The organism is Ruegeria sp. CDSC068, assembly GCF_059610545.1.
Genome location: NZ_JBXWNV010000004.1, coordinates 98,803 through 120,508, shown reverse-complemented (window position 1 = coordinate 120,508; position 21,706 = coordinate 98,803). Strand labels below are relative to the sequence as shown.

The window sequence follows — 21,706 nt, the reverse complement described above, 5'->3', positions numbered from 1 at the left end:
CCATGTCCGACCCGCGCGTCATTGCCCCCAACCTCAAACGCAGACTTTCGGGTGTGACCGCGACGATTGCCCGGTTGGTGCCGCTGCAGGTGCAATGGATCGACATCGCGGCCACCGGGCCGGGTCTGCCGGATGACATCCCACATATCCCGCTGGGCCGCCTGCCCTTTTTGTCGCGCAAAACACTGCGCGTCTGGCACGCGCGCCGCAATACCGAGATGCTGCTGGGCCTGATCCTGCGCAATGTGCTGCGGTTGCGATTGAAGCTGCTGTTCACCAGCGCCTCGCAACGCGCGCATAGCGGCTACACCAAATGGCTGATCGACAAAATGGACGCGGTCGTCGCGACTTCGCGCAAAACCGCCGAGTATCTGGAGAGAGATGCGCAGGTCATCATGCATGGCATCAACTTGCAGGATTTCACACCGCCCGAAGACAAAGCAGCTGTTCGGGCGCGACTGGGTTTGCCAGATGGTCTATTGCTGGGCTGCTACGGCCGCATTCGTCACCAGAAGGGCACCGATGCCTTTGTCGACGCAATGATCGACCTGTGCGGCCGCTTCGACGACGTCCATGGCATCGTCATGGGCCGCGCCACGGAAAAGCATACGAGCTTCCTGACCGAATTGAAAGACAAGGTCGCCAAGGCGGGCCTGTCCGACCGCATTCTGTTCATGCCCGAGGTGACCGTCGATCAGATCGCCGAATGGTATCAGGTGCTGGACCTGTTCATTGCCCCGCAACGGTGGGAAGGGTTCGGCCTGACGCCGCTGGAAGCAATGGCTTGCGGCGTGCCGGTTGTTGCGACCGATGTAGGCGCGTTCTCCGAGATCGTCACCGACCCGTCGCTGGGCCGCGTGGTCGAACCCGGTGATATCCCCGCTCTGGCCGAAGCCGCCGCCGAGATGTTGTCCGACCGCGATTCCCTTGCGCGTTCTGGAGCCGTCGCCCGCGTTCATGTCGAGCAGAATTTCGACATCAATGGTGAGGCAAAGACGCTTGTCGCGCTCTATGAACGCCTTTTGACCGACACCTGAGGCGATGCGCCACGTCAAATCGGTGTCATTGCGCGAAATAAACCCCGAAAACTCTTTTTTATTTGCTGCAACGCGGCTATGAACGCGCGTCCTTAACATTGGAGACATGAAATGGGCTATCGCGTCGTAGTCGTCGGCGCCACGGGTAACGTGGGCCGCGAAATGCTGAACATTCTGGCTGAACGCCAGTTCCCCGTCGATGAACTTGCTGTTTTGGCAAGCCGTCGTTCGCTGGGCACCGAAGTAAGCTTTGGCGACACGACACTCACTACCAAGGATCTGGACACGTTCGATTTCACCGGCTGGGACATGGCGCTGTTTGCCGTAGGGTCCGAGGCGACCAAGGTCTACGCCCCCAAGGCGGCCAAAGCTGGCTGCGTGGTGATCGATAACTCGTCGCTCTATCGTTATGACCCGGACATTCCGCTGATCGTGCCGGAATGTAACCCGCAGGCGATCCACGACTACAAAAACAAGAACATCATCGCCAACCCCAACTGCTCGACCGCGCAGATGGTTGTCGCGCTGAAGCCGCTGCATGACCGCGCGCGCATCAAGCGCGTCGTCGTGTCGACCTATCAGTCGGTGTCTGGCGCCGGTAAGGAAGGCATGGACGAGCTGTGGGATCAGACCAAAGCGATCTATAATCCCACTACGGACGTGCCACCAAACAAGTTCCAGAAGCAGATCGCCTTCAACGTCATTCCCCAGATCGACGTCTTCATGGAAGACGGCTCGACCAAGGAAGAGTGGAAGATGGTTGTTGAGACTAAAAAGATCGTCGATCCGTCGATCAAGGTCACAGCCACCTGCGTCCGCGTGCCGGTTTTCGTCGGCCATTCCGAGGCGGTGAATATCGAGTTCGAGGAATTCCTGGACGAAGACGAGGCCCGTGACATCCTGCGCGAAGCCCCAGGCATCATGGTGATCGACAAGCGCGAACCCGGCGGCTACGTCTCCCCGATCGAATGCGCAGGCGATTTTGCCACGTTCATCAGCCGTATCCGCCAGGACTCGACCGTTGAGAATGGTATCAACCTGTGGTGCGTCTCGGACAACCTGCGCAAAGGTGCAGCGCTAAACGCGGTGCAGATTGCGGAACTGCTGGGCCGTGAGGTTCTGAAGAAGGGCTAAGCCCCGACCCGAAACTGCGAATTGTATAAACCCTGCTGCGCTGTCAGTGGGGTTTTTTTTTGGCGGGACGCGGAGTCTTCGCGGACTCGAAGGGCGTCCAGGATCGCCAGGAAACCTTGCTCTTGTCCTTTAGCTGATACACACTTCGATACGCAGCAGGGACTACTTTCGCCGCAAAGCCTGTTGTCGAACCGACAAGTACGATTCCGCCCTTTTGGAGGAGTGTGTCATGACATCCAAAACCAATGGGTCCTCGCCCCCGGACAACCTGACGCCGCAGCAGCAAGCCATGCCCGAGGTGAACACATTGACGGCGGCAGATATCAGCGCATCGCTAAAAGCCGGATTAGCTGATTTTCTGGCACGCCCAGTCATGAGCGGCTTTTTTGGCCTGTTTTATGCAATTTTTGGGATTCTGTTTGTCTGGTGTCTGGTCTGGCTTGGCAAAATCTGGATGATCATTCCCGCGGCTGTTGGCTTTCCGTTGGTTGCGCCTTTTGCCGCCGCCGGGCTCTATGAGATGTCTCGGCGGATGCAAAACAACGAGGATTTCGGATGGTCTGATATCCTCACCGTCATGGCCAACCAGCGAAAGCGTGAAATGGGCTGGATGGCCTTTGTAACCCTGTTCATTTTCTGGGTTTGGACCTATCAAATACGGCTTTGGCTGGCGATCACGCTGCAAAATGCATCGTTTTCTGATTTTGACCGTTTTCTGAACATCGTCTTCTTTACGCCGCAGGGCTGGACGTTCCTTACCATTGGTACCTGTGTGGGCGCATTTTTGTCGGCAGTCCTGTTCTCGGTAACGGTCGTCGCCATGCCAATGCTGCTGGATCGAGAGACGAACTTCATTTCCGCGATGATCACATCCATCCGGGTTGTCACCGGAAACCCAGTGGTCATGCTCAGCTGGGCAGCGATTATCTCGGTCACGATGTTGCTGTCGATGTTACCTGCATTTCTAGGCCTGATCTTCACCCTTCCGATTCTGGGCCACACCACGTGGCATCTTTACCAAAGGGCTGTTTCCCCAGCCGAGGGGTGATCAGACCGATCAAACCCAGCCGTCGCGAATGCATCGAAGCGCCTGATTTATCCCTGCCCCTCGACCAATGCTTTGAGGTTTGTCAGACCGCGCTCGTAATCTCCTCCGACCCATTTATCCATCATCAGGCCCATCCAGCGTGACATGGGGTTCATGCCTAGATCGGACTCGAACCCCCAGGTCACCTGCGTCTGTTCACCCTCGGGCGTCAGATCGAAGGAGGCCGATGCGGACCCCATCGGACCGAAATCAAGCGCCGTTATGACGGTTTGATCCGGAACGCTTTCGACGATTTCCTGTGATCCAGTACCAACCTGCGGGTGTTCAGATGCCCAATTCAAGGTGTTGCCAACGCCCGCCTCAGGGCCGCTGTAGGACAGCTGAGTTTCGGGATCGCGCGTCAACCAAGGTGACCATTTTTCAGTTTCCTGCATCGAATTCACGTAAGGAAAGATCGCGCTGGCGGGTGCGTTGATCGTAATGCTGCGGGACAGTTCGGCCTTGCCCGGCAAAAGATAAGACACGCCAACCAGAACCAGAATAAGAACAAGCAGAGTGATGAAAATACGTTTTATGAATCGCATGACGCGCTCCTGATCGAAAGAGTGTGTTTTCGATCATAGCAAAAAATGGCGCGAAATCAGAGACCTGATCCGCGCCATTCGAAAACTCTCAGATGTCAGCCCGTTTAGACAACCACGAATTTCTTCTCGGCCGGGTCATAACATTGCAGGCCACCTTCACCGATGTCGGTCCACAGCCCATGCAAGCTCAGCGAGCCGTCATCTACCGCAGATGAAACGAAGGGAAAGGTCATCAGGTTCTCCAGCGATGCCACGACTGCCTGCCGTTCAAACTGCCGCGCTTGATCGACGCTGTCTTCAACATCGGCAACCAAGTCATACTTCGGTTTCAGGATGTCCATCCAGCGGCCGACAAAGCTTTCTTTCGCCTCCAGTTGCGGGGCTTTTCCCTTGCACATGTCAATGCAGCCCTGAACGCCACCACATTGCGAATGGCCAAGAACGATCAGGTGCGCGACTTTCAACGCCGTAACCGCATATTCGATTGCCGCACTGGTGCCGTGGTGATCGCCATCAGGTGCGTAAGGCGGCACAAGGTTTGCGATATTGCGGTGAATAAAGAACTCGCCCTGATCGGCACCGAAGATCGATGTCACGTGAACCCGGCTGTCACAGCACGAAATCACCATCGCACGCGGGCGCTGCCCTTCAGTGGCCAGGCGGCGATACCAGACCTGGTTCTCCGAATAGGTGGTGGCTTTCCATCCGTGGTACCGCTTGACCAGATAGGTCGGCAGAGGTTTGGCTAAGTCCATTCTCATGTCCCCGTTCTTTTGTCTGTCGGCTGCTGTAACCTGAATTCGCAGAAAATTCGACCCATTTTCCAGCATCGACGCAAGGTTTTGCAAAGGATTCTACCGCCAATGTCCAACTATGCCGTGGGGGCGTAGAGAATTGGGGTAGATGTGGTGGATACAATAGTCACGCTTGAACAAAAGGAAACCGTTCGGCTGGATACGGACCGCTTGAACGGGCTGCATCGCCAATTGGGCGACAAGAACGCATTGGATGTGTTGTGCCGTACGGTCGAAGAATTGGCCGTGCGCCTGTCAAACTGCGAGCGATTTTGGCGTCAGCGCGACTGGGCCGGGCTGCGCAAATGCGCCCGGTCATTGGTGGCCATCGCCGAACAGATTGGCATGACCGCGCTGGCCCGAGTCGCCGGTGATGTGGCGCAATCTGTGGATGTTGGGGATGCGGTCGCGACGGGGGCCACCCTGTCGCGCCTGATCCGTGTAGGTGAGAAATCGCTGACCGTGATCTGGGATCAGCAGGATCTTTCCCTCTGACGGGGCTTGCGGACGGATCGTGGGCGGCTAGGCTGAGCGTAATTCGAACCAGCCGAGATACACATGACCCTGTCCTTCGCTTCGCCGTCCGAACCCTCTGTTCCGCTGCATGTCATTTCGCAACCCGATCTTGACGATTGGTTGAAAGACCAGCCAAGCCACATCGCATCGTGGGTCGAGGTCAGCGGATTCACCGGGGCCATGGGACAAGCTCTGCTGATCCCGCAATCGGATGGTACCCCCCAAATGGCCTTGGCGGGTTACGGAAAAAACAACAAGCGCGCGCGCAAACGGTTCCCGTTGGCAGCGGCGGCCGAAGCCTTGCGGAAGGGAACCTATCGCATCGCATCAGGTGTGCCCGCTGATGCGATAAGCAACGAGTGCCTTGGTTGGTTGCTCGCAGGATATGCCTTTAACCGTTACGCCAATCAATCACCCGCCAAGGCGCGACTCGTCGCACCGGAAGGTGTCGATGCCGCGCGAATTGAGGCGCTTGCCAGTGCCGAGGCGTTGACCCGCGATTTGGTCAACACACCGGCCTCGGACATGGGACCGGATCAGCTGCAGGCCGCAGCCGAGGATTTGGCGCAGGAATTCGGCGCGTCCTGTTCGGTAATCAAAGGCGACGACCTGTTGGATCAAAATTTCCCGCTGATTCACACGGTCGGACGCGCCGCCGCGCAAGCTCCGCGCTTGATCGAGATGACATGGGGCAACACCGGGCCCAAACTGACCCTTGTCGGCAAGGGTGTGTGCTTTGACACTGGCGGACTGAATCTGAAACCAGGGAATTCGATGTCCCTAATGAAAAAGGACATGGGCGGTGCGGCCAATGTGCTGGGTTTGGCGCGGATGATCATGGCACTAAAGCTGCCTGTGCAACTGCGCGTGCTGATCCCGGCGGTTGAGAATTCGGTCGCGGGGAATGCCTTCCGTCCGGGGGATATCCTGACATCGCGCAAAGGTCTGACGGTTGAGATCAACAACACCGACGCCGAAGGGCGGCTGGTTCTGGCTGACGCATTGGCGCTGGCGGATGAGGGTGAACCTGACCTGATCATTTCGATGGCGACGCTGACCGGTGCCGCGCGCGTCGCGGTTGGCCCCGATCTGGCGCCCTTTTACACCGATGACGATGGCGCGGCAGACGCACTGGCCAACGCTGGTCGGCAATCGGCCGACCCTGTCTGGCGGATGCCTTTCCATGAACCCTATGAGGCGATGATCGAACCCGGCATTGCTGATCTGGACAATGCGCCTTCAGGTGGGTTCGCAGGCTCGATCACCGCGGCCCTGTTCCTGCGCCGCTTTGTGGGTGAGAGCCGCTATATGCATTTCGACATCTATTCCTGGCAGCCCAGCAAGGCCCCCGGACGCAGCAAAGGCGGTCTGGGCCAAGGGCCGCGTGCCTTGCTGACCGCCCTGCCCGAGATTCTGAACCTATGACCCGCCTGCGCGTCATAAAGCCGGTTGTTGATTTGTTGCGCAGCCCGAATGGCCCCAGGGACCGGCAGCTGTTGTTTGGCGACCCGGTAGATGTTGTTGACAAAACCGATGGGTGGAGCCGGATCACCTCGGACAAGGACGGCTATCCCGGTTGGGTCAGGGCCGATCAGTTGGGACCTGAGGCCCAACAGACCCACTGGGTCACCGCGCCCGCGACACATGCCTATAAACAACCCGACATGAAAAGCCAGGACCGCGTATCGCTGAGTTTCGGCAGCAAATTATGCGTGCTGTCGGAACAGAATAGGTTTCTGGAAACAGAACTGGGGTTCATTCCGGCGATTCACGCCAAACTCAGCGCAACTCACCTGACCGATCCCGTAGCGGTGGCCGAACTGTTTCTGGGCACACCCTATCTTTGGGGGGGAAACAGTCGCTTCGGTATTGATTGTTCTGGGTTGGTTCAGGCCGGTTTGCTGGCCTGCGGCATACCCTGCCCCGGTGATAGCAACGATCAGGAACGCGAACTGGGTACGGCGCTGCCTGCCGGAACTGAACCAAAGCGCGGGGATCTGTTGTTCTGGAAAGGCCACGTGGCATGGGTCTATGGCGAGAACATGCTGCTTCATGCCAACGCCTACCACATGGACGTGACGTTCGAGCCGATGGATCAAGCAATCACACGGATTCTGGAGCAGGGCGACGGGTCAGTAACTTCTCACAAAAGGCTCTAGTCAAGGTCCACAGACCGGATCAGCTTGCGTTCCAACACGCGCAGCACGGTGCGCAGGTCATGGCCTCGCTTCAAGATACGCCCGTCCATGCCGATCACCGAATACATCCCCTGTTTGGACCGCAGACGAGGGTGTTTTTCGACCCGGTAGATCGGATGCTCTGCCGTACGTCTGAAAATGGAAAAAACCGCCATATCGCGCAGGTTGGAAATGCCATAGTCACGCCATTCTCCGGCGGCAACCATCTTGCCATAGACAGACAGTATATGTGACATCTCGCGCCGGTCGAACGCGACGGGCATCTGGGCCGAGTTTGCAGAAAACCGGCTGGGAGGCTGCATGTTCATACCCTCAGCCTTGCCGGAAAACGCATTTGAATCAAGTCCGGTGCCAACAGGTGTGGTAAATTTGAATCGTTTCGTCCTACCGCCGCCCAACTTGCCGACAGATCAGAATCACCGGCAAAAGCCCAACTGCCAGGATCACAAGCGAGGGAACCGCTGCCCCCTCCAACCGCTCGTCTGAGGCCAGACGATAGGCCTGGACCGCAAGCGTATCAAAGTTGAATGGGCGCATGATCAAGGTCGCGGGCAGCTCTTTCATCACATCCACAAATACAATCAGCAAGGCTGTCAGCAGCGAGGGTGTCAGTATTGGTAGATGCACTCGTCGCAAGGTACCCAGCGGCGATTGGCCCAAAGACCGGGACGCAGCATCCATATTGGCGTGTACAGTACTCTGCCCGCCTTCATACGCGCTGAGCGCTGCCGCAAGAAAGCGCACCATGTAAGCCGCCACCAGCAACCAGATTGACCCCGTCACCAGCAGACCTGTCGAGACGTCGAACGTCTGGCGCATCCACGAATCCAGCGCGTTGTCGAATCTGGCGAAGGGTACCATCAGGCCAACGGCGATTACGCCGCCAGGCACCGCATAGCCCAACCGCGCCAGATAGCCTGTGGTCGATGATCCCCGACCCGGGCGAAGGCGCTGAAAGAACCCAACGCAGATCGCGGCGCAAACCGTGACCACGGCGGCCACTCCTGCAAGTGTCAGCGAGTTTTGAATGAACCCAATGTAACGCCGCGACAGCAGGTTTTGTTCCGAGGTCAGGCCCATCTGGATCAAGATAAATACCGGCAGCAAGAACCCCAGCACCACTGGAATAGCGCACAAGGTTATGGCAGCTGCGGATTGCCAGCCCTTAAGTTGCGCCGAAGGCAGCGAGGCATGGCTTTTGCCTGCCTGATAGTACTTTGCCTTGCCGCGCTGCGTACGCTCGGCTACGGCCATGACCAGCGCAAAGCCCAGCAGGCACAAGGCCAACTGCGCCGCACCCGCCCGGTCGCCGATCGAGAACCAGCTTGTGTAGATGCCCGTGGCAAAGGTCTGAACGCCAAAATAGGCGACGGTTCCAAAATCGGCGATGGTTTCCATGATGGCCAGCAGGACACCACCGGCAATGGCCGGGCGGGCCATCGGCAAAGACACGTGCCAGAACGCCAACCACGGGCTTTTGCCCAGCGCACGAGCGGCCAGAAAAGCGGTGGCACTTTGCTGCAGAAACGCGGCCCGCGCCAGCAAATAGACATAAGGGTAGAGCACTAGGATCAGCATCACCGCCGCGCCCTCGGTCGAGCGGATTTCCGGGAACCAATAATCGCGCGGCCCCCAACCCGTCACGTCGCGCAGCGTGGTCTGCACGATACCGGGATGATCCAGAATGAACGTATAGGCATAAGCCAGAACATAGGCCGGAAAAGCCAGCGGCAGGACCAGAGCAATCTCCAGAAAGCGCACACCGGGAAAGCGTGTCATCGTCACCAGCCACGCCGCGCCAACCCCGATAGAGAACGTGCCGATAGCCACCAGAACGACAAGGATCACGGTTGTCAGTGCATACCCGGGTAAAACCGTCTCAAACAGATGCGAGACCGTTTCCGTACCCCCCGTCACCGCCGCCAGAACAACCGCAACCATCGGCAGAAGACAAGCCGCTGCCACCATATAGGCCACAGTGGCCACCAACCGGGTGCCCAGCGCGCCGCGATTGCGTTTCCCGTGTTCTGAATAGTCGATTTCGGCCATGGACCTGGATTGTAACTGGCGTTGGCTATTGATCAGCCTTTAATCGACCAAAATGCTAAGAAACACCAGTGCAGGAAAAACAAATCTGCGGCACATACTGCCGCAGACATGGCTCGGGGTTATTCGTAAACGCGCTGATCCTCGATCACCAACCCGTCCTTCGGCAGTGATCCGGGGGTTACGACCTCGATTGCGCCTTTCAGTTTCAGCACCTCGACTACGGATTTGGCATAGGCCATGTCGTCGCCTCCCGCGCTTTCGATCTGGACGGTCATCGTGTCCATCTCACCCTGACGGGCGGCGATGACCCGTGCTTTGACGATTTCCTCGTGTTTGTCGACCAATGCTGCCACCTGTTCAGGACGCACAAACATGCCCTTGATCTTGGTGGTCTGGTCCGCACGACCCATCCATCCCTTGATCCGCAGATTGGTCCGCCCACAAGGCGACACGCCCGGCATGATCGCGGACAGATCACCAGTGGCAAAGCGGATCAGCGGGTAATCAGGGTTCAGAGAGGTTACCACAACCTCACCGACCTCACCCGGCTCTACCGGTGTTCCGGTGCCAGGCGTGACAATCTCGACAATGACATGTTCGTCGAGGATCATCCCTTCCATCGCGGCACTTTCATAGGCGATGTTGCCCAGATCAGCCGTGGCATAGCATTGCAGGCAGGAAATACCCCGATCAGCATAGTCCTGACGCAAAGATGGGAACAGCGCGCCGCCGCCCACAACAGCCTTCGAGAAGTTCAGGGCCACGCCCATCTCATCTGCCTTGTCCAGAATGACCTTCAGATAATCCGGCGTGCCCGCATAAGACGTGCAGCCCACATCACGCGCCGCGGTCACCTGCAATTCGGTCTGGCCGGTACCCGCTGGCAGCACAGCGGCACCTACCGCGCGCGCGCCGCTTTCAAAAATCATACCAGCTGGCGTGAGGTGATAGCCGAAACAGTTTTGCACGATATCTCCGGGTCCGACGCCGGCGGCGTTCAGGAAACGCCCCATGCGCCACCAATCATGATCCGTGCTGCCGGGCTCATAAATCGGACCGGGCGACTGAAACACATGATGGAAGTGCCGCGCTGGCTTGACCGTGAATCCGCCAAATGGCGGGCGGGACGCCTGCGCCGCCGCCAAGTCCGATTTCCGCAATACAGGCAACTTGACCAGATCGTCGACCGAGGTCACCGAGTTAGTATCTGCATCGGCCAGATGCGCGGCAAATCCCGGAGCGGACAGGGCGCGGTCAATCTGAGTACGCAGCGCCTGTGCCTGATCGGCGGAGCGTTCATCGGCTGATCGGGTTTCGAGAGCGTCGTAGTAGGTCATCGCCAGATCCTCCATTCGCTTACAACCACCTCTTGCGGCGGCGGTAAGATCGCACGTCACGGAAGCTTTTGCGGCCTTCGTCGGACATGCCCAGATAGAACTCTTTCACGTCCGGGTTTTCGCGCAAATCTGCTGCCGGACCGTCCATCACGACGCGCCCGGATTCCAGAATATAGCCGTAATGCGCAAACCTTAGAGCCACATTGGTGTTCTGTTCGGCCAGCAAGAATGACACGCCTTCTTTTTCGTTTAGATCCTTAACAATGCCGAAAATCTCTTCAACCAGCTGCGGCGCCAGACCCATTGAGGGTTCGTCCAGCAGGATCGTCTCGGGCCGGGACATCAAAGCCCGACCCATTGCAACCATTTGTTGCTCACCACCCGAAGTGTAGCCTGCCTGCGACCGGCGGCGTTCTTTCAGACGGGGAAAATATGTGTAGACCAGTTCAAGGTCCTGCTGGATGGCGGCCTTGCCATCCTTGCGGGTATAGGCGCCCGTCAGCAAGTTTTCCTCGACCGTCAGGTGTTCGAAACAATGGCGGCCTTCCATCACCTGGATGACGCCTTTTTCCACCAGATCGGCGGGATCGCTTTCATGCACGCTGGTGCCGCGATATTCGATCGTTCCCTTGGTGACTTCACCGCGCTCGGAATGCAGCAGGTTCGAAACAGCCTTGAGCGTCGTCGTTTTTCCTGCGCCGTTGCCGCCCAGCAGGGCCGTGATACCGCCCTTGGGCACAGTCAGGCTGACGCCTTTCAGAACGAGGATCACGTGATTGTAGATCACCTCGATATTGTTGACCTCAAGCAGGGTTTCCGACTTGGTGTCAGTGGTTTGTGCCGCATCCAGCATCTGCGCGTGTCCTTAAGCGAGTGTGGGGTTCGGGACGGCGGTCTGCCGCCGCCCCGGTTTGTTCAAAGCGCTGTATCAGCAACGCCCTTCAATGTTGTTTTCTGCTGCATAGGCCGCAGAATCTTCATCGATCAGCGCGCCGATCACTTCACCATCGGTCTGCTTGAAGTCCGAGATCAGCGTCCAGGTCTTGTTTGCTGCATCCCACTGCGTCACACCCACAAGGGCGTCACCGCCATGGTTTTCGCATGAGACCGAGAAGGTCGGACCAAAGTTCGCCAGGCCCAGTTCGGCCATCTTCTCTTCTGTCATCTCCAGTGCTTCCATACCGGCACGCATCTCAGACGGGGTAATGTCCGCATTGCCCGAGATTTCCTGGGCTTTCTTGATGGCTTCGGCAGCCAGAACAGCCGCATAGAGACCACGGTTATACAGAACCGTGCCAACCTGATCACCCGCGCCTGCAGCCTTACCTGCATCGACAACGTGTTTCTGCAGATCGTCAAAGACCGGGAAGTCCGTGCCAACGTTGTGGAAAGTCAATGCTTTGTACCCATTGGCAGCTTCGCCCGCTGGCAGCACGTCGTTTTCAGAACCGGACCACCAGATGCCGATGAAGTTTTCCATCGGGAACCGGATGTTGGCGGCCTCTTGCACGGCAACCTGGTTCATAACCCCCCAGCCCCACATCAGGACATAGTCGGGACGATCACGGCGGATTTGCAGCCACTGCGACTTCTGTTCCTGACCCGGGTGATCGACCGGCAGGGCGACCAGTTCAAAGCCGTGCTTTTTTGACAGCTCTTCCAGCGTACGGATCGGTTCCTTACCATAGGCAGAGTTGTGGTAGACCAGCGCGATTTTCTTGCCGCTCAGGTCACCACCGTTTTCCTCAAGCAGGTAATTGACCGCGCCCGAGGCCCCGTCCCAGTAGTTGGCTGGATAGTTGAAGGTATGGCTGAACACGTCGCCGTTCTTGGCCGAGGTCCGGCCATAACCCATCGTGTGCAGCGGAATGTCGTCTGCGGTGACCTTTGGGATCAGCTGATAGGTGATGCCAGTCGACAGCGGTTGATACACCAAAGCGCCTTCGCCCTTGGTGGCTTCATAGCATTCCACACCTTTTTCTGTGTTGTAGCCGGTTTCGCATTCGACCATCCGGATCGGAACACCGCCGATGCCGCCATCGCGCTCGTTCAGCAGGGTGAAATAGTCGTTATAGCCATCCGAGAACGGAATGCCGCCAGCGGCGTAAGGCCCGGTACGATAGCTCAGATCGGGGATCACAAGATCCGCCAGAGCGGGTCCTGCAGCCATCAGGGCGCTTAGCGCCGCGGTTGCCAGTTTCAATTTCATCGGGTGTCTCCTCCCTTGGTTAGTCCGATGTTGCGTTCGGGCTTGTGCCGCCCGTTTTTTCATTGGGCCGACCCCTTAGTGCGGGAACGGCCATAGTCTGAGTTTCTCTTTCGCCACGCGCCACAGTTGTGCCAGCCCGTGCGGTTCCAAGATCAGGAACATGATGATCAGCGCGCCGACGATCACCAGCTGCAAGTGTGCCACGATATCCGTGGGCCAGCCCAGAACGTCGACGCCCACCACTTTCAGGACCACCGGCAGCAGAACAAGGAAAGCGGCACCGGCGAACGATCCGAAAATAGACCCTAACCCGCCGATAATGATCATGAACAGGACCAGGAACGATTTCTGGATGCCAAAGACTTCGCCAACCTCGACCGCGCCAAGATAGACTGCAAAGAACAGCGCGCCCGCGATGCCGATGAAGAACGAGCTGACGGCAAAGGCGCTCATCTTGGCCTTTAGCGGGTTCACCCCGATGATCTCGGCCGCGATATCCATGTCTCGGATTGCCATCCATGTCCGGCCAGTCGTGCCGCGCGTCAGGTTGCGCGCGATAAGGGCGCTGACGGCCAAGAAAATCAGGCAGAACATATAGGTGGCCCATGCCGGTGCATTCGGACCGGTGATGATGATGCCAAACACATCCCGTTCCGGCGCATTGATCTGACCCGAAGCCGAATAGTTGTAGAACCACGGCACCCGGTTAAACAGCCACACAAGGAAGAACTGCGCGGCCAGTGTGGCCACCGCGAGATAGAATCCCTTGATCCGAAGGCTGGGCAGGCCAAACAGCACCCCGACAATGGCCGTTATGCCGCCAGCAAGAATGACATGAATGAACATGCTGACATCAGGGAACGAGGTCATCAGCTTGTAGCAGGCATAGGCGCCCACAGCCATGAAACCACCGGTACCCAAGGATACCTGCCCGCAATAGCCCACAAGGATGTTCAACCCGATTGCCGCAATGGCATAAATCAAAAAGGGCAGTAACAGCGCATTGGCCCAGTAGTCATTGATGACGAAGGGAATTATCCCGAAAGCCACCGCCAGAACCACATAATACCGATACCGGTCGAACTTAATCGGAAAGGTTTGGCTGTCATCTGTGTAGGAGGTTTTGAAATCCCCGGCCTCACGATAAAACATGTCTTACTTTCCCCATTCTTCCTGCGCCCGGTTGCGGGCCTCGGCGTTCAGCTGCTTGGAGCCTTTTGCATATCCGCTCGCCTCTGAGGCGCGCACAAGTTTCATGTAAGCCAGGATGCCCATGGCGAGTCCGGCAAAAGCCAGAATTGCTGCAATCACCAACTGGCCTTCGGTCAAATCGTCCGAAGTGAGCGCGATGTAGCCAAAAGCCCAGAACCCGGCCCATGCGATCACGTTGATGATGGCGATCAGCTTGGTCATGTCGCTAGACCCTCTCAATGATCTTTTCACCGAACAGGCCCTGCGGCCTGAACACGAGGAAGATCAGCGCCAGAACATAGGCGAACCAGTTCTCGGTCGCACCGCCGACCAGTGGGCCGATGGCAAACTCGAACAGTTTCTCACCGACACCGATGATCAGTCCGCCGACGATGGCACCGGGGATTGAGGTAAACCCGCCCAACATCAGCACCGGCAGCGCCTTGAGCGCGATCAGCGACAGCGAGAACTGTACGCCCGACTTGGTACCCCACATGATGCCCGCAACAAGCGCGACAAAACCCGCAACCGACCACACCATGATCCAGATGAAGTTCAGCGAGATGCCAACCGACAGAGCCGCCTGGTGGTCATCCGCCACGGCGCGCATCGCCCGGCCCTGCTTGGTGTATTGGCTGAACGCGACCAGTGCGGTCACCAGCAGCGCGGCTATCACCGTCGCCACAAGGTCCAGATTGTCGATAAAGAAGCCGTAGCCAAAAATGTTGAACGTGGTCTCATCGATCCACAAGTTGATACCCTGCGGCAGGCCGACATCCAATGTCTTGATCTCGGATCCCCACATCAGGTCAGCCACGCCCTCAAGGAAATAGGCCAGGCCGATGGTCGCCATGAACAGGATGATTGGCTCTTGCCCGACTAGATGCCGCATCACAAAGCGCTGCACCGCCCAGGCCAGCAGAACCATGACACCCATCGTCAGGATAATCGCCACAAACGCAGGTACATTCCATCCGAACTTGTGGATATGCGTCCCGAAAGTCGCGTTGATGAGATGGGCAAACGGGACCTGCCCGTTCATGATCCCGACCAGCGTCATGGCGGCAAACAGGGCCATAACCCCTTGAGCATAATTGAAAATTCCGGACGCCTTGTAGATCAACACAAAGCCCAGCGCGACCAGAGCGTACAGCACACCGGCCATAAGACCGTTGAGGAAAACCTCCATCGCGAAAATCAGCTGATCAGGCATGTGCGCCCCCTCTCATGTCTGTCAGTTGCTCAGTCATGGCTCACCCCCAGATAGGCGTCGATGACTTCCTGATTACTGCGCACCTCGTCCGGGGTACCGTCGCCGATCTTTTTGCCATAATCCATCACGACCACACGGTCGCTCAGGTCCATCACCACGCCCATGTCATGCTCGATCAGCGCGATGGTGGTGCCAAACTCGTCATTCACGTCGAGGATAAAGCGGCTCATGTCCTCTTTCTCTTCAACGTTCATGCCGGCCATTGGTTCGTCCAGCAGCAACAACTTAGGCTCGGCCGCCAAAGCGCGGGCTAACTCGACCCGCTTTTTCAACCCGTACGGCAGGCGGGAAACCGGCGTCTTGCGGATGTGCTGAATTTCGAGAAAGTCGATGATTTTCTCGACCGCTTCGCGGTTTTCAACCTCTTCCGCCTCAGCCTTGCCCTTCCACATGGCCTGCTGAAAGAGGTTGGTTTTCATATAGTTCAGCCGTCCGGTCATGACGTTGTCCAGCACGCTCATGCCTTCGAAAAGGGCAATGTTCTGGAACGTCCTAGCAATACCTTGCCGCGCAACTTCATAAGGGCGCATCTGCGGACGCTTGGCCCCATGGAACCAGACCTCGCCCTCCTGCGGGATATAGAACCCGGATATCACGTTCAGCATCGAGGATTTACCGGCGCCGTTCGGACCGATGATCGCGCGGATCTCGCCCTCACGGATATCGAACGAGATATCCTTGATCGCCACCACGCCGCCAAAGCGCAGGGTGATGTTCTTCATCTCCATCACCACGCCGCCGATTTTGCGGCCGTCTTCGGTGACATATCCTTCGGAGTTATCCAGCATCAGTCACTCCCTGACTTGCGGAAAAACGGGACGGTGGGCGGGGCGATGACCGCAGGTCGAGCGGCGCGTGACCGGCCCTCATTCCGCCGCCACCTTGTGCTGAGCAACCGGCACGACCGGTGCATCGATAATCTCAAGCGTTGCGCTGATCGAACCTTTTCGGCCGTCCTCATACGTCACTTCGGTCGTGGTCGAGACCTGCTTGGACCCGTCATAAAGCGCATCGATGATGTCACTGAACTTGTCCTCAACAAACCCACGGCGCACCTTCCGCGTACGGGTCATCTCACCGTCATCCGCATCCAGTTCTTTGTGCAGAACCACAAAGCGATGCACCTGACAGCCCGACAACATCTCATCAGCGGCCACAGACTTGTTCACCTCTTCAACATGGCTACGAATCGTCTCTAACACACGAGGATTCGCTGTCAGTTCCTGATAGGACGCATAGGCCACGTTGTTGCGTTCTGCCCAGTTCCCAACAGCCGTCAGGTCGATATTGATAAACGCCACGCAGCGGTCCTTGCCGTTTCCGAACAAGACAACCTCGAGGATATCGGGATAGAATTTCAGCTTGTTCTCGACATATTTCGGAGCAAACATCGAACCATCGGCCATTTTGCCGACGTCCTTGGCGCGGTCGATTATCCGCAGATGGCCCGAGCTTTCCTCGATGAATCCGGCGTCGCCTGTAGCGACCCAACCCTCGGCATCCTTGGTCGAGGCCGTTGAATCCGGATTGTTGTAATACTCGACGAACACACCGGGTGAGCGATAGTGGATCTCACCCTTTTCGTCGATCTTCAGTTCGACATCCGGGGCAGGCACACCAACGGTGTCGGCGCGCACCTCACCATCCGGCTGAACCGTGATGAAAACTGTCGCTTCGGTCTGACCGTAAAGCTGTTTCAGGTTGATGCCGAGCGAGCGGTAGAAATCAAAAATCTCCGGCCCGATCGCCTCACCCGCCGTATAGCCAACGCGAAAGCGGCCATAACCCAGCGTATCCTTGAGCGGGCCATAGACCAGTAGGTTGCCCAGCGCGTATTTCACGCGGTCGCCAAAACTCACCGGCTTCCCGTCCAGCAACAGGCCACCCACTTTCTTGGCATGCGCCATGAAGTGGTGGAACATCCGTTGCTTCAGTTTACCTGCGTCCTCCATCCGGATCATCACGTTGGTCAGCTGAGTCTCAAAAACCCGCGGCGGAGCGAAGAAATAAGTCGGCCCGATCTCACGCAGGTCCGTCATCATCGTATCGGCGCTTTCGGGGCAGTTCACGCAAAAGCCGCACCAATACGCCTGACCGATGGAAAAGATGAAATCGCCAACCCAGGCCATCGGCAGGTAAGACAGGATGTCTTCGTTCCGGTTCAAATGATCGAATTCGGCCGAGTTCTTGGCGCTTTCGATCACGTTGCGGTTCGACAACACCACTCCCTTGGGTTTACCCGTGGTGCCCGACGTATACAGCATGACGCAGGTGCCGTCGTATTCGATCTCGGCAATCCGACGATCCAGTTCCGCATCAAAACGCGCGTGACCGGCGCTGCCTTCGGCCATCAGATCGTCCAATGCGTTCATCTGGCTGTGATCGTATTTCCGCATCCCCCGCTTGTCGGTGTAGAGGATGTGTTTGACCTGATGCAGGTTCTCTTGAATCTCGATGACCTTGTCGACCTGCTCCTGATCACCACAAACGACGTATTTTGCGCCGCAATGATCCAGCACATAGGCCATCTCTTCGGCGACTGCGTCCTGATAAAGCGGCACCGGCACGGCACCCACCATCTGAGCCGCAACCATCGACCAGTAATGCGCCGGACGATTGCGCCCGATCACTGCGATGTGGTCGCCTTTCGCGACGCCAAGTTCCAGAAAGCCCAGGGCAATCGAACGGATTTCCCTGGCCGTTTCGGCCCAGGTCCAGCATTGCCAGATTCCGAATTCCTTTTCCCGGTAGGCCGGGGCGTCCCCGAACTGGGTCGCATTGCGGTGTAGCAGCGCCGGAAGAGAGTGCATCCCTTCAGCGCCCGACTGCGTCTGAGCCAATCTCTTTCTCCTCCCCATCCGACCCCTCCTCCGAGCCGGAAATGGCAAACCCGAGGATCAACCCCGGACGCCAACGCCCCGATAAGGGACGCAGGAAAGATCAGCGTCAACTTTTTCCTGATGTTTTCTCAATTCTTACGAATTGTAACAGGGGTAGAGACGTAATCTTCCGGTTTGTACAAGTTGCACAAACTGCAAAGTTAGGTGCTTCAAAAAGCTAGCTTGAGTCTGCGCTCCACTTTTTCGCCAAAAGGCTGCTGAGTTTGAGAATATGGCCATGGGTATGCGGCGTGCATGAAGGGCATCTTCAAGCCCAAATGGACAGTTTCAAAACAAACACATACGTTGATCTAGTAAGCTGTGTTGCAATGCGTGGACAAATGCCAGTTCGACTTTTTCAAACTGTGTCAGTTATATTTATGCTTTTTTTGGCAGGACTTGCTTGTTCTCCGGCAATTGGGGAGCAAAGCAATCAATCCGAAATCGTAATAAGCTGCACTCTCAAGAGTACAGAAGGAGAAAAAGTAGAGGTCATTCTCACAGAAAAAGAAGGAGAACTAAATTTAAACGTTAATGACTTGGATTTAATCGGCGTAGTTCCACTTCGAGGCAACAGTCATTCACCGACCATTGCTGTTGCCAGCAACATGGACGATAGAGGTGTGTATACCCTGGCGATCCATAGAGCCTTTTTTCGGCCTTTTCCTCTCGGATTTGACCCGAACAATCCCCCGGCCACGCTGACTGTGCAACAAGCTGATTACGACATTGTCCCGACAATCTTAGTGTTCCAAGGAAATTGCAATTTCGACTAAATCTGAGGCATCTGCTTTGTCTGAGTACACTATATCCGGACTTATCAACTCGAATGCATTTGTCGTTTTCTGCTATAACCAATCCCGCAAAATCGGGATCAGTGGCACATCCGCCGCAGGCATCGGATAGTTCCGCAACTCATTCGCGCGCGCCCATTTAAGCGCCTGCCCTTCCTTAGACTGCGGGATACCCTCCCACTTGCGGCAGGCAAACAGCGGCATCAACAGATGGAAATCGTCATAGCTGTGGCTGGCAAAGGTCAGCGGGGCGAGGCATGAGGCCCAGGTGTCTATACCCAGTTCCTCATGCAATTCGCGGATCAGGGCGGCCTCGGGGGTTTCGCCGGGTTCGATCTTGCCACCGGGGAATTCCCAGAGACCGGCCATAGATTTGCCCTCGGGTCGTTGGGCCAGAAGCACCCGGCCCTCAATGTCGATCAGGGCGACAGCGGACACCAGTAAGGTCTTCACGAGCGATAATCCGCGTTGATCTCGATATAGCCGTGGGTCAGATCGCAGGTCCAAACGGTGGATTTGCCTTCGCCCAACCCAAGATCGACCGCAATCACAAGGTCTTGACCTTTCATATAGGCGGCGGCGTCATCCTCACGGTAATCCGGGCTGACCCAGCCCTTTTCGGCAACCAGAATATCCCCGAAGGAAATACTCAGCAGGTCGCGGTCAGCGGCGGCACCGGATTTGCCGATGGCCATAACGATCCTGCCCCAGTTCGGGTCTTCACCAGCAATAGCCGTTTTAACCAGCGGTGAGTTGGCAATCGCCAGCCCATGCACCTTGGCGTCCGTATCCGACGCGGCACCGGTTACACGAATTTCCACAAATTTCGTAGCACCTTCACCGTCGCGCACCACCTGTTGCGCCAGATCCAGCATCACGCTTTCCAGCGCCTCGACAAACGCCGGGTTGCCGGTGGCATCTACGCCCGAAGCTCCAGTTGCACAGAGCAACAGGCTGTCCGAGGTCGAGGTGTCGCTGTCCACGGTAATACAGTTGAATGTCCGGTCGGTTTGGGCGCTCAGCATCGCCTGCAGGGCGGACTGTTCGACCTGTGCATCGGTAAAGATGTAGACAAGCATCGTCGCCATATCCGGCGCGATCATGCCTGACCCCTTGGCAATCCCTGCGATAGAGACTGTTCTTCCGTCAATCTCGACCTTTACGCTCGACCCTTTTGGAAAGGTATCCGTGGTCATGATCGCCCGCGCTGCGTCCTCGATCGCGTGTCGGCTGAGGCCCGCCTTCAACGCCTCAAGCTGTGCCACGATGCGGTCGTGGGGCAGCGGCTCACCAATCACGCCGGTGGAAGAGGTGAAGACGCGTTCGACTGCAACGCCGGTCGCTTTGGACACTGCTTGCGTGACCTCAGCCACCGAGGTTTGACCATAATGACCGGTAAAGGCATTGGCATTGCCCGAATTCACCAAAATCGCCGCTGGCCCATCGCTGGACCCGCCGATCTTGTCCTGACAGTCCAGCACGGGGGCAGCGCGGGTGGCCGATCGAGTGAACACCCCGGCCACAGATGTGCCTGGATCCAGAACCGCCAACATCACGTCGGTACGGCCCTGATAACGCACGCCAGCCTCGACGGTGGCAAAACGCACACCGTCAATGGCAGGCAGATCGGGGAAACCCGCTGGCGCGAGCGGCGAAACCTTGGTGATCGCGGCCACTGGGGTTACTCCTGAATCAGGTCGATCTGACGGATGACTTCGGGGCCAACACCGTCCAAAGCAGGGCGTTCGATCTGCGACTGCTGCGTCAACTCGTCGATCTTGGCTTGAATCGCGTCCTGCTGAAGGGACTGGGCCAGCTGTTCACGTACGGCATCAAGCCCCGGCGCTTCGGATTTGCGTGTGTCGTTGAGAATGATCAGGTGCCAGCCGAACTGTGTTTGCACCGGATCCGAGATCTGGCCCTTTTCCAGCGCAACAACGGCGTTTTCGAATTCCGGAACCATCTGGCCCTTGCCAAACCATCCCAATGACCCGCCATTCGGACCCGATGGGCCGGTCGACTTTTCCTTGGCCGTCTCGGCAAAATCGCCGCCGTCATCCAGCAGGGCTTTGATTTCCTTGGCTTCTTCTTCGGTCGCTACAAGAATATGGCTGGCGTCGAACTCGTCTTCGCCTTCGAAGTTGCCAAATTCCGCATCATAGGCTGCCTGAATTGACTCTTCGGTCACGACATCGCCCAGCAACGCATTTACTGTCTGCACCGCCCGCATGGACCGGCCTTCGTTTTCCAGTCCCAACTGGTTCAGCCGGTTCAGATCGTCCTGCTGCTGCGCCAGCAATTGCTGCTGGATCAATTGCTCGATGACGAATTCGTACAGAACATCATCTTCGACCTCGGAGTAATTCGGCGGCAGCGCCGCGACAGATGCGATAACGTGACCCAGTGTGATTTCATCCCCGTTCACATTGGCGACAACCGTATCCGCGTCCGGCTTGGTTTCGGCAGCAACCGGCATCGCCATCACGGCAGCCAGAGCCAGCGATGGCAGAAAAGTGAGGCCTTTGGGCATGGAATCATCCTATTTCTTTGCCGCGACGGGGCGTGGCGTTGACACTCTGGGACCTGCCGCTTACATCGCTTTGAAGCCTTGGACAGGGCCGCCTTTCATCCCCCGTATCTATGGGTTGCAAGCAAGGTGGGCA

Annotated in this window: 22 protein-coding genes; 7 read left to right on the top strand and 15 right to left on the bottom strand. The window is 57.3% G+C overall.

What is annotated here, in order from left to right; all coding sequences use genetic code 11:
• Window positions 1-2: 2 nt before the first annotated feature.
• From AC2FID_RS09875 to AC2FID_RS09865, 3 genes are all read left to right on the top strand, one after another.
• The gene (locus AC2FID_RS09875) at window positions 3-1,037 is read left to right on the top strand and encodes a glycosyltransferase family 4 protein (RefSeq protein ID WP_496836593.1); all 1,035 of its coding nucleotides are present in this window, start codon (window positions 3-5) and stop codon (window positions 1,035-1,037) included.
• Between the two features lie 111 nt (window positions 1,038-1,148).
• Complete coding sequence (locus AC2FID_RS09870) at window positions 1,149-2,171, top strand: aspartate-semialdehyde dehydrogenase (RefSeq protein WP_058275078.1); 1,023 nt, start codon at window positions 1,149-1,151, stop codon at window positions 2,169-2,171.
• A gap of 229 nt (window positions 2,172-2,400) precedes the next feature.
• Window positions 2,401-3,219 carry a DUF2189 domain-containing protein gene (locus AC2FID_RS09865; RefSeq protein WP_496836591.1) on the top strand — a complete coding sequence of 273 codons (819 nt, stop codon included), beginning with the start codon at window positions 2,401-2,403 and terminating at the stop codon, window positions 3,217-3,219.
• A 47-nt stretch (window positions 3,220-3,266) separates the two neighbouring features.
• On the opposite strand, the gene AC2FID_RS09860 is transcribed toward AC2FID_RS09865, so the two are convergent.
• On the bottom strand, window positions 3,267-3,803 hold the full coding sequence (locus AC2FID_RS09860) for an SRPBCC family protein (RefSeq protein WP_496836590.1): 537 nt from the start codon (window positions 3,801-3,803) through the stop codon (window positions 3,267-3,269).
• A 104-nt stretch (window positions 3,804-3,907) separates the two neighbouring features.
• Window positions 3,908-4,558, bottom strand: coding sequence for a carbonic anhydrase (locus AC2FID_RS09855; RefSeq protein WP_282119743.1), 651 nt, complete (start codon window positions 4,556-4,558; stop codon window positions 3,908-3,910).
• Between the two features lie 153 nt (window positions 4,559-4,711).
• Between AC2FID_RS09855 and AC2FID_RS09850 the strand changes: the two genes are divergently transcribed.
• From AC2FID_RS09850 to AC2FID_RS09840, 3 genes are all read left to right on the top strand, one after another.
• The gene (locus AC2FID_RS09850) at window positions 4,712-5,092 is read left to right on the top strand and encodes a hypothetical protein (RefSeq protein ID WP_496836588.1); all 381 of its coding nucleotides are present in this window, start codon (window positions 4,712-4,714) and stop codon (window positions 5,090-5,092) included.
• Between the two features lie 63 nt (window positions 5,093-5,155).
• Window positions 5,156-6,538 carry a leucyl aminopeptidase family protein gene (locus AC2FID_RS09845; protein WP_496836587.1) on the top strand — a complete coding sequence of 461 codons (1,383 nt, stop codon included), beginning with the start codon at window positions 5,156-5,158 and terminating at the stop codon, window positions 6,536-6,538.
• Window positions 6,535-7,272: a C40 family peptidase gene (locus tag AC2FID_RS09840; RefSeq protein ID WP_496836585.1), complete on the top strand. Its 738-nt coding sequence runs from the start codon at window positions 6,535-6,537 to the stop codon at window positions 7,270-7,272. The genes AC2FID_RS09845 and AC2FID_RS09840 overlap by 4 nt, the downstream gene beginning before the upstream one ends.
• Here the strand turns inward: AC2FID_RS09840 and AC2FID_RS09835 are convergent.
• The 10 genes from AC2FID_RS09835 to AC2FID_RS09790 all read right to left on the bottom strand — a co-directional run bounded on the left by AC2FID_RS09835 (window position 7,269) and on the right by AC2FID_RS09790 (window position 18,180).
• Window positions 7,269-7,619 carry a DUF2794 domain-containing protein gene (locus AC2FID_RS09835; protein WP_058275250.1) on the bottom strand — a complete coding sequence of 117 codons (351 nt, stop codon included), beginning with the start codon at window positions 7,617-7,619 and terminating at the stop codon, window positions 7,269-7,271. The genes AC2FID_RS09840 and AC2FID_RS09835 overlap by 4 nt on opposite strands.
• 76 nt (window positions 7,620-7,695) lie before the next feature.
• Window positions 7,696-9,360: an ABC transporter permease gene (locus AC2FID_RS09830; RefSeq protein WP_282170627.1), complete on the bottom strand. Its 1,665-nt coding sequence runs from the start codon at window positions 9,358-9,360 to the stop codon at window positions 7,696-7,698.
• A gap of 119 nt (window positions 9,361-9,479) precedes the next feature.
• A complete protein-coding gene (locus AC2FID_RS09825) occupies window positions 9,480-10,697 on the bottom strand; it encodes a phenylacetate--CoA ligase family protein (protein ID WP_282170626.1) in 1,218 nt (405 codons plus the stop codon).
• Window positions 10,698-10,716: 19 nt separating this feature from the next.
• Entirely contained in the window at window positions 10,717-11,550 is an 834-nt protein-coding gene (locus AC2FID_RS09820) for an ABC transporter ATP-binding protein (protein WP_058275083.1), read from the bottom strand.
• Between the two features lie 75 nt (window positions 11,551-11,625).
• A complete protein-coding gene (locus tag AC2FID_RS09815; RefSeq protein WP_496836582.1) occupies window positions 11,626-12,906 on the bottom strand; it encodes an ABC transporter substrate-binding protein in 1,281 nt (426 codons plus the stop codon).
• Window positions 12,907-12,981: 75 nt separating this feature from the next.
• Window positions 12,982-14,058 (bottom strand): branched-chain amino acid ABC transporter permease, encoded by a 1,077-nt coding sequence (locus AC2FID_RS09810; protein ID WP_170411018.1) that lies wholly within the window; start codon window positions 14,056-14,058, stop codon window positions 12,982-12,984.
• 3 nt (window positions 14,059-14,061) lie between these two features.
• Window positions 14,062-14,319 (bottom strand): hypothetical protein, encoded by a 258-nt coding sequence (locus AC2FID_RS09805; protein WP_058279215.1) that lies wholly within the window; start codon window positions 14,317-14,319, stop codon window positions 14,062-14,064.
• Window positions 14,320-14,323: 4 nt separating this feature from the next.
• A complete protein-coding gene (locus tag AC2FID_RS09800) occupies window positions 14,324-15,310 on the bottom strand; it encodes a branched-chain amino acid ABC transporter permease (RefSeq protein ID WP_058279216.1) in 987 nt (328 codons plus the stop codon).
• Between the two features lie 29 nt (window positions 15,311-15,339).
• On the bottom strand, window positions 15,340-16,158 hold the full coding sequence (locus tag AC2FID_RS09795) for an ABC transporter ATP-binding protein (RefSeq protein ID WP_058275088.1): 819 nt from the start codon (window positions 16,156-16,158) through the stop codon (window positions 15,340-15,342).
• 78 nt (window positions 16,159-16,236) lie between these two features.
• Window positions 16,237-18,180 (bottom strand): AMP-binding protein, encoded by a 1,944-nt coding sequence (locus AC2FID_RS09790; RefSeq protein WP_282170691.1) that lies wholly within the window; start codon window positions 18,178-18,180, stop codon window positions 16,237-16,239.
• Between the two features lie 347 nt (window positions 18,181-18,527).
• On the opposite strand from AC2FID_RS09790, the gene AC2FID_RS09785 reads away from it, so the two are divergent.
• Window positions 18,528-19,025, top strand: a complete 498-nt coding sequence (locus AC2FID_RS09785; RefSeq protein WP_496836580.1) for a hypothetical protein — start codon at window positions 18,528-18,530, stop codon at window positions 19,023-19,025.
• A gap of 72 nt (window positions 19,026-19,097) precedes the next feature.
• On the opposite strand, the gene mutT is transcribed toward AC2FID_RS09785, so the two are convergent.
• From mutT to AC2FID_RS09770, 3 genes are read right to left on the bottom strand one after another with little or no spacing between them, the layout of a single operon-like run.
• On the bottom strand, window positions 19,098-19,496 hold the full coding sequence (gene mutT, locus AC2FID_RS09780; protein ID WP_058279219.1) for an 8-oxo-dGTP diphosphatase MutT: 399 nt from the start codon (window positions 19,494-19,496) through the stop codon (window positions 19,098-19,100).
• Window positions 19,493-20,719, bottom strand: a complete 1,227-nt coding sequence (gene argJ, locus AC2FID_RS09775; RefSeq protein ID WP_108860568.1) for a bifunctional glutamate N-acetyltransferase/amino-acid acetyltransferase ArgJ — start codon at window positions 20,717-20,719, stop codon at window positions 19,493-19,495. The genes mutT and argJ overlap by 4 nt, the downstream gene beginning before the upstream one ends.
• A gap of 5 nt (window positions 20,720-20,724) precedes the next feature.
• Window positions 20,725-21,573 carry a peptidylprolyl isomerase gene (locus AC2FID_RS09770; RefSeq protein WP_496836579.1) on the bottom strand — a complete coding sequence of 283 codons (849 nt, stop codon included), beginning with the start codon at window positions 21,571-21,573 and terminating at the stop codon, window positions 20,725-20,727.
• Between the last annotated feature and the right edge of the window lie 133 nt (window positions 21,574-21,706).

Coding starts and splice junctions, on each gene's coding strand:
- AC2FID_RS09840 (WP_496836585.1), top strand. CDS start 6,535: ATGACCCGCCTGCGCGTCATAAAGCCGGTTGTTGATTTGTTGCGCAGC.
- AC2FID_RS09855 (WP_282119743.1), bottom strand. CDS start 4,558: ATGGACTTAGCCAAACCTCTGCCGACCTATCTGGTCAAGCGGTACCAC.
- AC2FID_RS09825 (WP_282170626.1), bottom strand. CDS start 10,697: ATGACCTACTACGACGCTCTCGAAACCCGATCAGCCGATGAACGCTCC.
- AC2FID_RS09810 (WP_170411018.1), bottom strand. CDS start 14,058: ATGTTTTATCGTGAGGCCGGGGATTTCAAAACCTCCTACACAGATGAC.
- AC2FID_RS09815 (WP_496836582.1), bottom strand. CDS start 12,906: ATGAAATTGAAACTGGCAACCGCGGCGCTAAGCGCCCTGATGGCTGCA.
- AC2FID_RS09865 (WP_496836591.1), top strand. CDS start 2,401: ATGACATCCAAAACCAATGGGTCCTCGCCCCCGGACAACCTGACGCCG.
- AC2FID_RS09860 (WP_496836590.1), bottom strand. CDS start 3,803: ATGCGATTCATAAAACGTATTTTCATCACTCTGCTTGTTCTTATTCTG.
- AC2FID_RS09790 (WP_282170691.1), bottom strand. CDS start 18,180: ATGCACTCTCTTCCGGCGCTGCTACACCGCAATGCGACCCAGTTCGGG.
- AC2FID_RS09870 (WP_058275078.1), top strand. CDS start 1,149: ATGGGCTATCGCGTCGTAGTCGTCGGCGCCACGGGTAACGTGGGCCGC.
- AC2FID_RS09875 (WP_496836593.1), top strand. CDS start 3: ATGTCCGACCCGCGCGTCATTGCCCCCAACCTCAAACGCAGACTTTCG.
- AC2FID_RS09845 (WP_496836587.1), top strand. CDS start 5,156: ATGACCCTGTCCTTCGCTTCGCCGTCCGAACCCTCTGTTCCGCTGCAT.
- AC2FID_RS09835 (WP_058275250.1), bottom strand. CDS start 7,619: ATGAACATGCAGCCTCCCAGCCGGTTTTCTGCAAACTCGGCCCAGATG.
- AC2FID_RS09805 (WP_058279215.1), bottom strand. CDS start 14,319: ATGACCAAGCTGATCGCCATCATCAACGTGATCGCATGGGCCGGGTTC.
- AC2FID_RS09785 (WP_496836580.1), top strand. CDS start 18,528: ATGGACAGTTTCAAAACAAACACATACGTTGATCTAGTAAGCTGTGTT.
- AC2FID_RS09800 (WP_058279216.1), bottom strand. CDS start 15,310: ATGCCTGATCAGCTGATTTTCGCGATGGAGGTTTTCCTCAACGGTCTT.
- AC2FID_RS09820 (WP_058275083.1), bottom strand. CDS start 11,550: ATGCTGGATGCGGCACAAACCACTGACACCAAGTCGGAAACCCTGCTT.
- AC2FID_RS09770 (WP_496836579.1), bottom strand. CDS start 21,573: ATGCCCAAAGGCCTCACTTTTCTGCCATCGCTGGCTCTGGCTGCCGTG.
- AC2FID_RS09830 (WP_282170627.1), bottom strand. CDS start 9,360: ATGGCCGAAATCGACTATTCAGAACACGGGAAACGCAATCGCGGCGCG.
- AC2FID_RS09795 (WP_058275088.1), bottom strand. CDS start 16,158: ATGCTGGATAACTCCGAAGGATATGTCACCGAAGACGGCCGCAAAATC.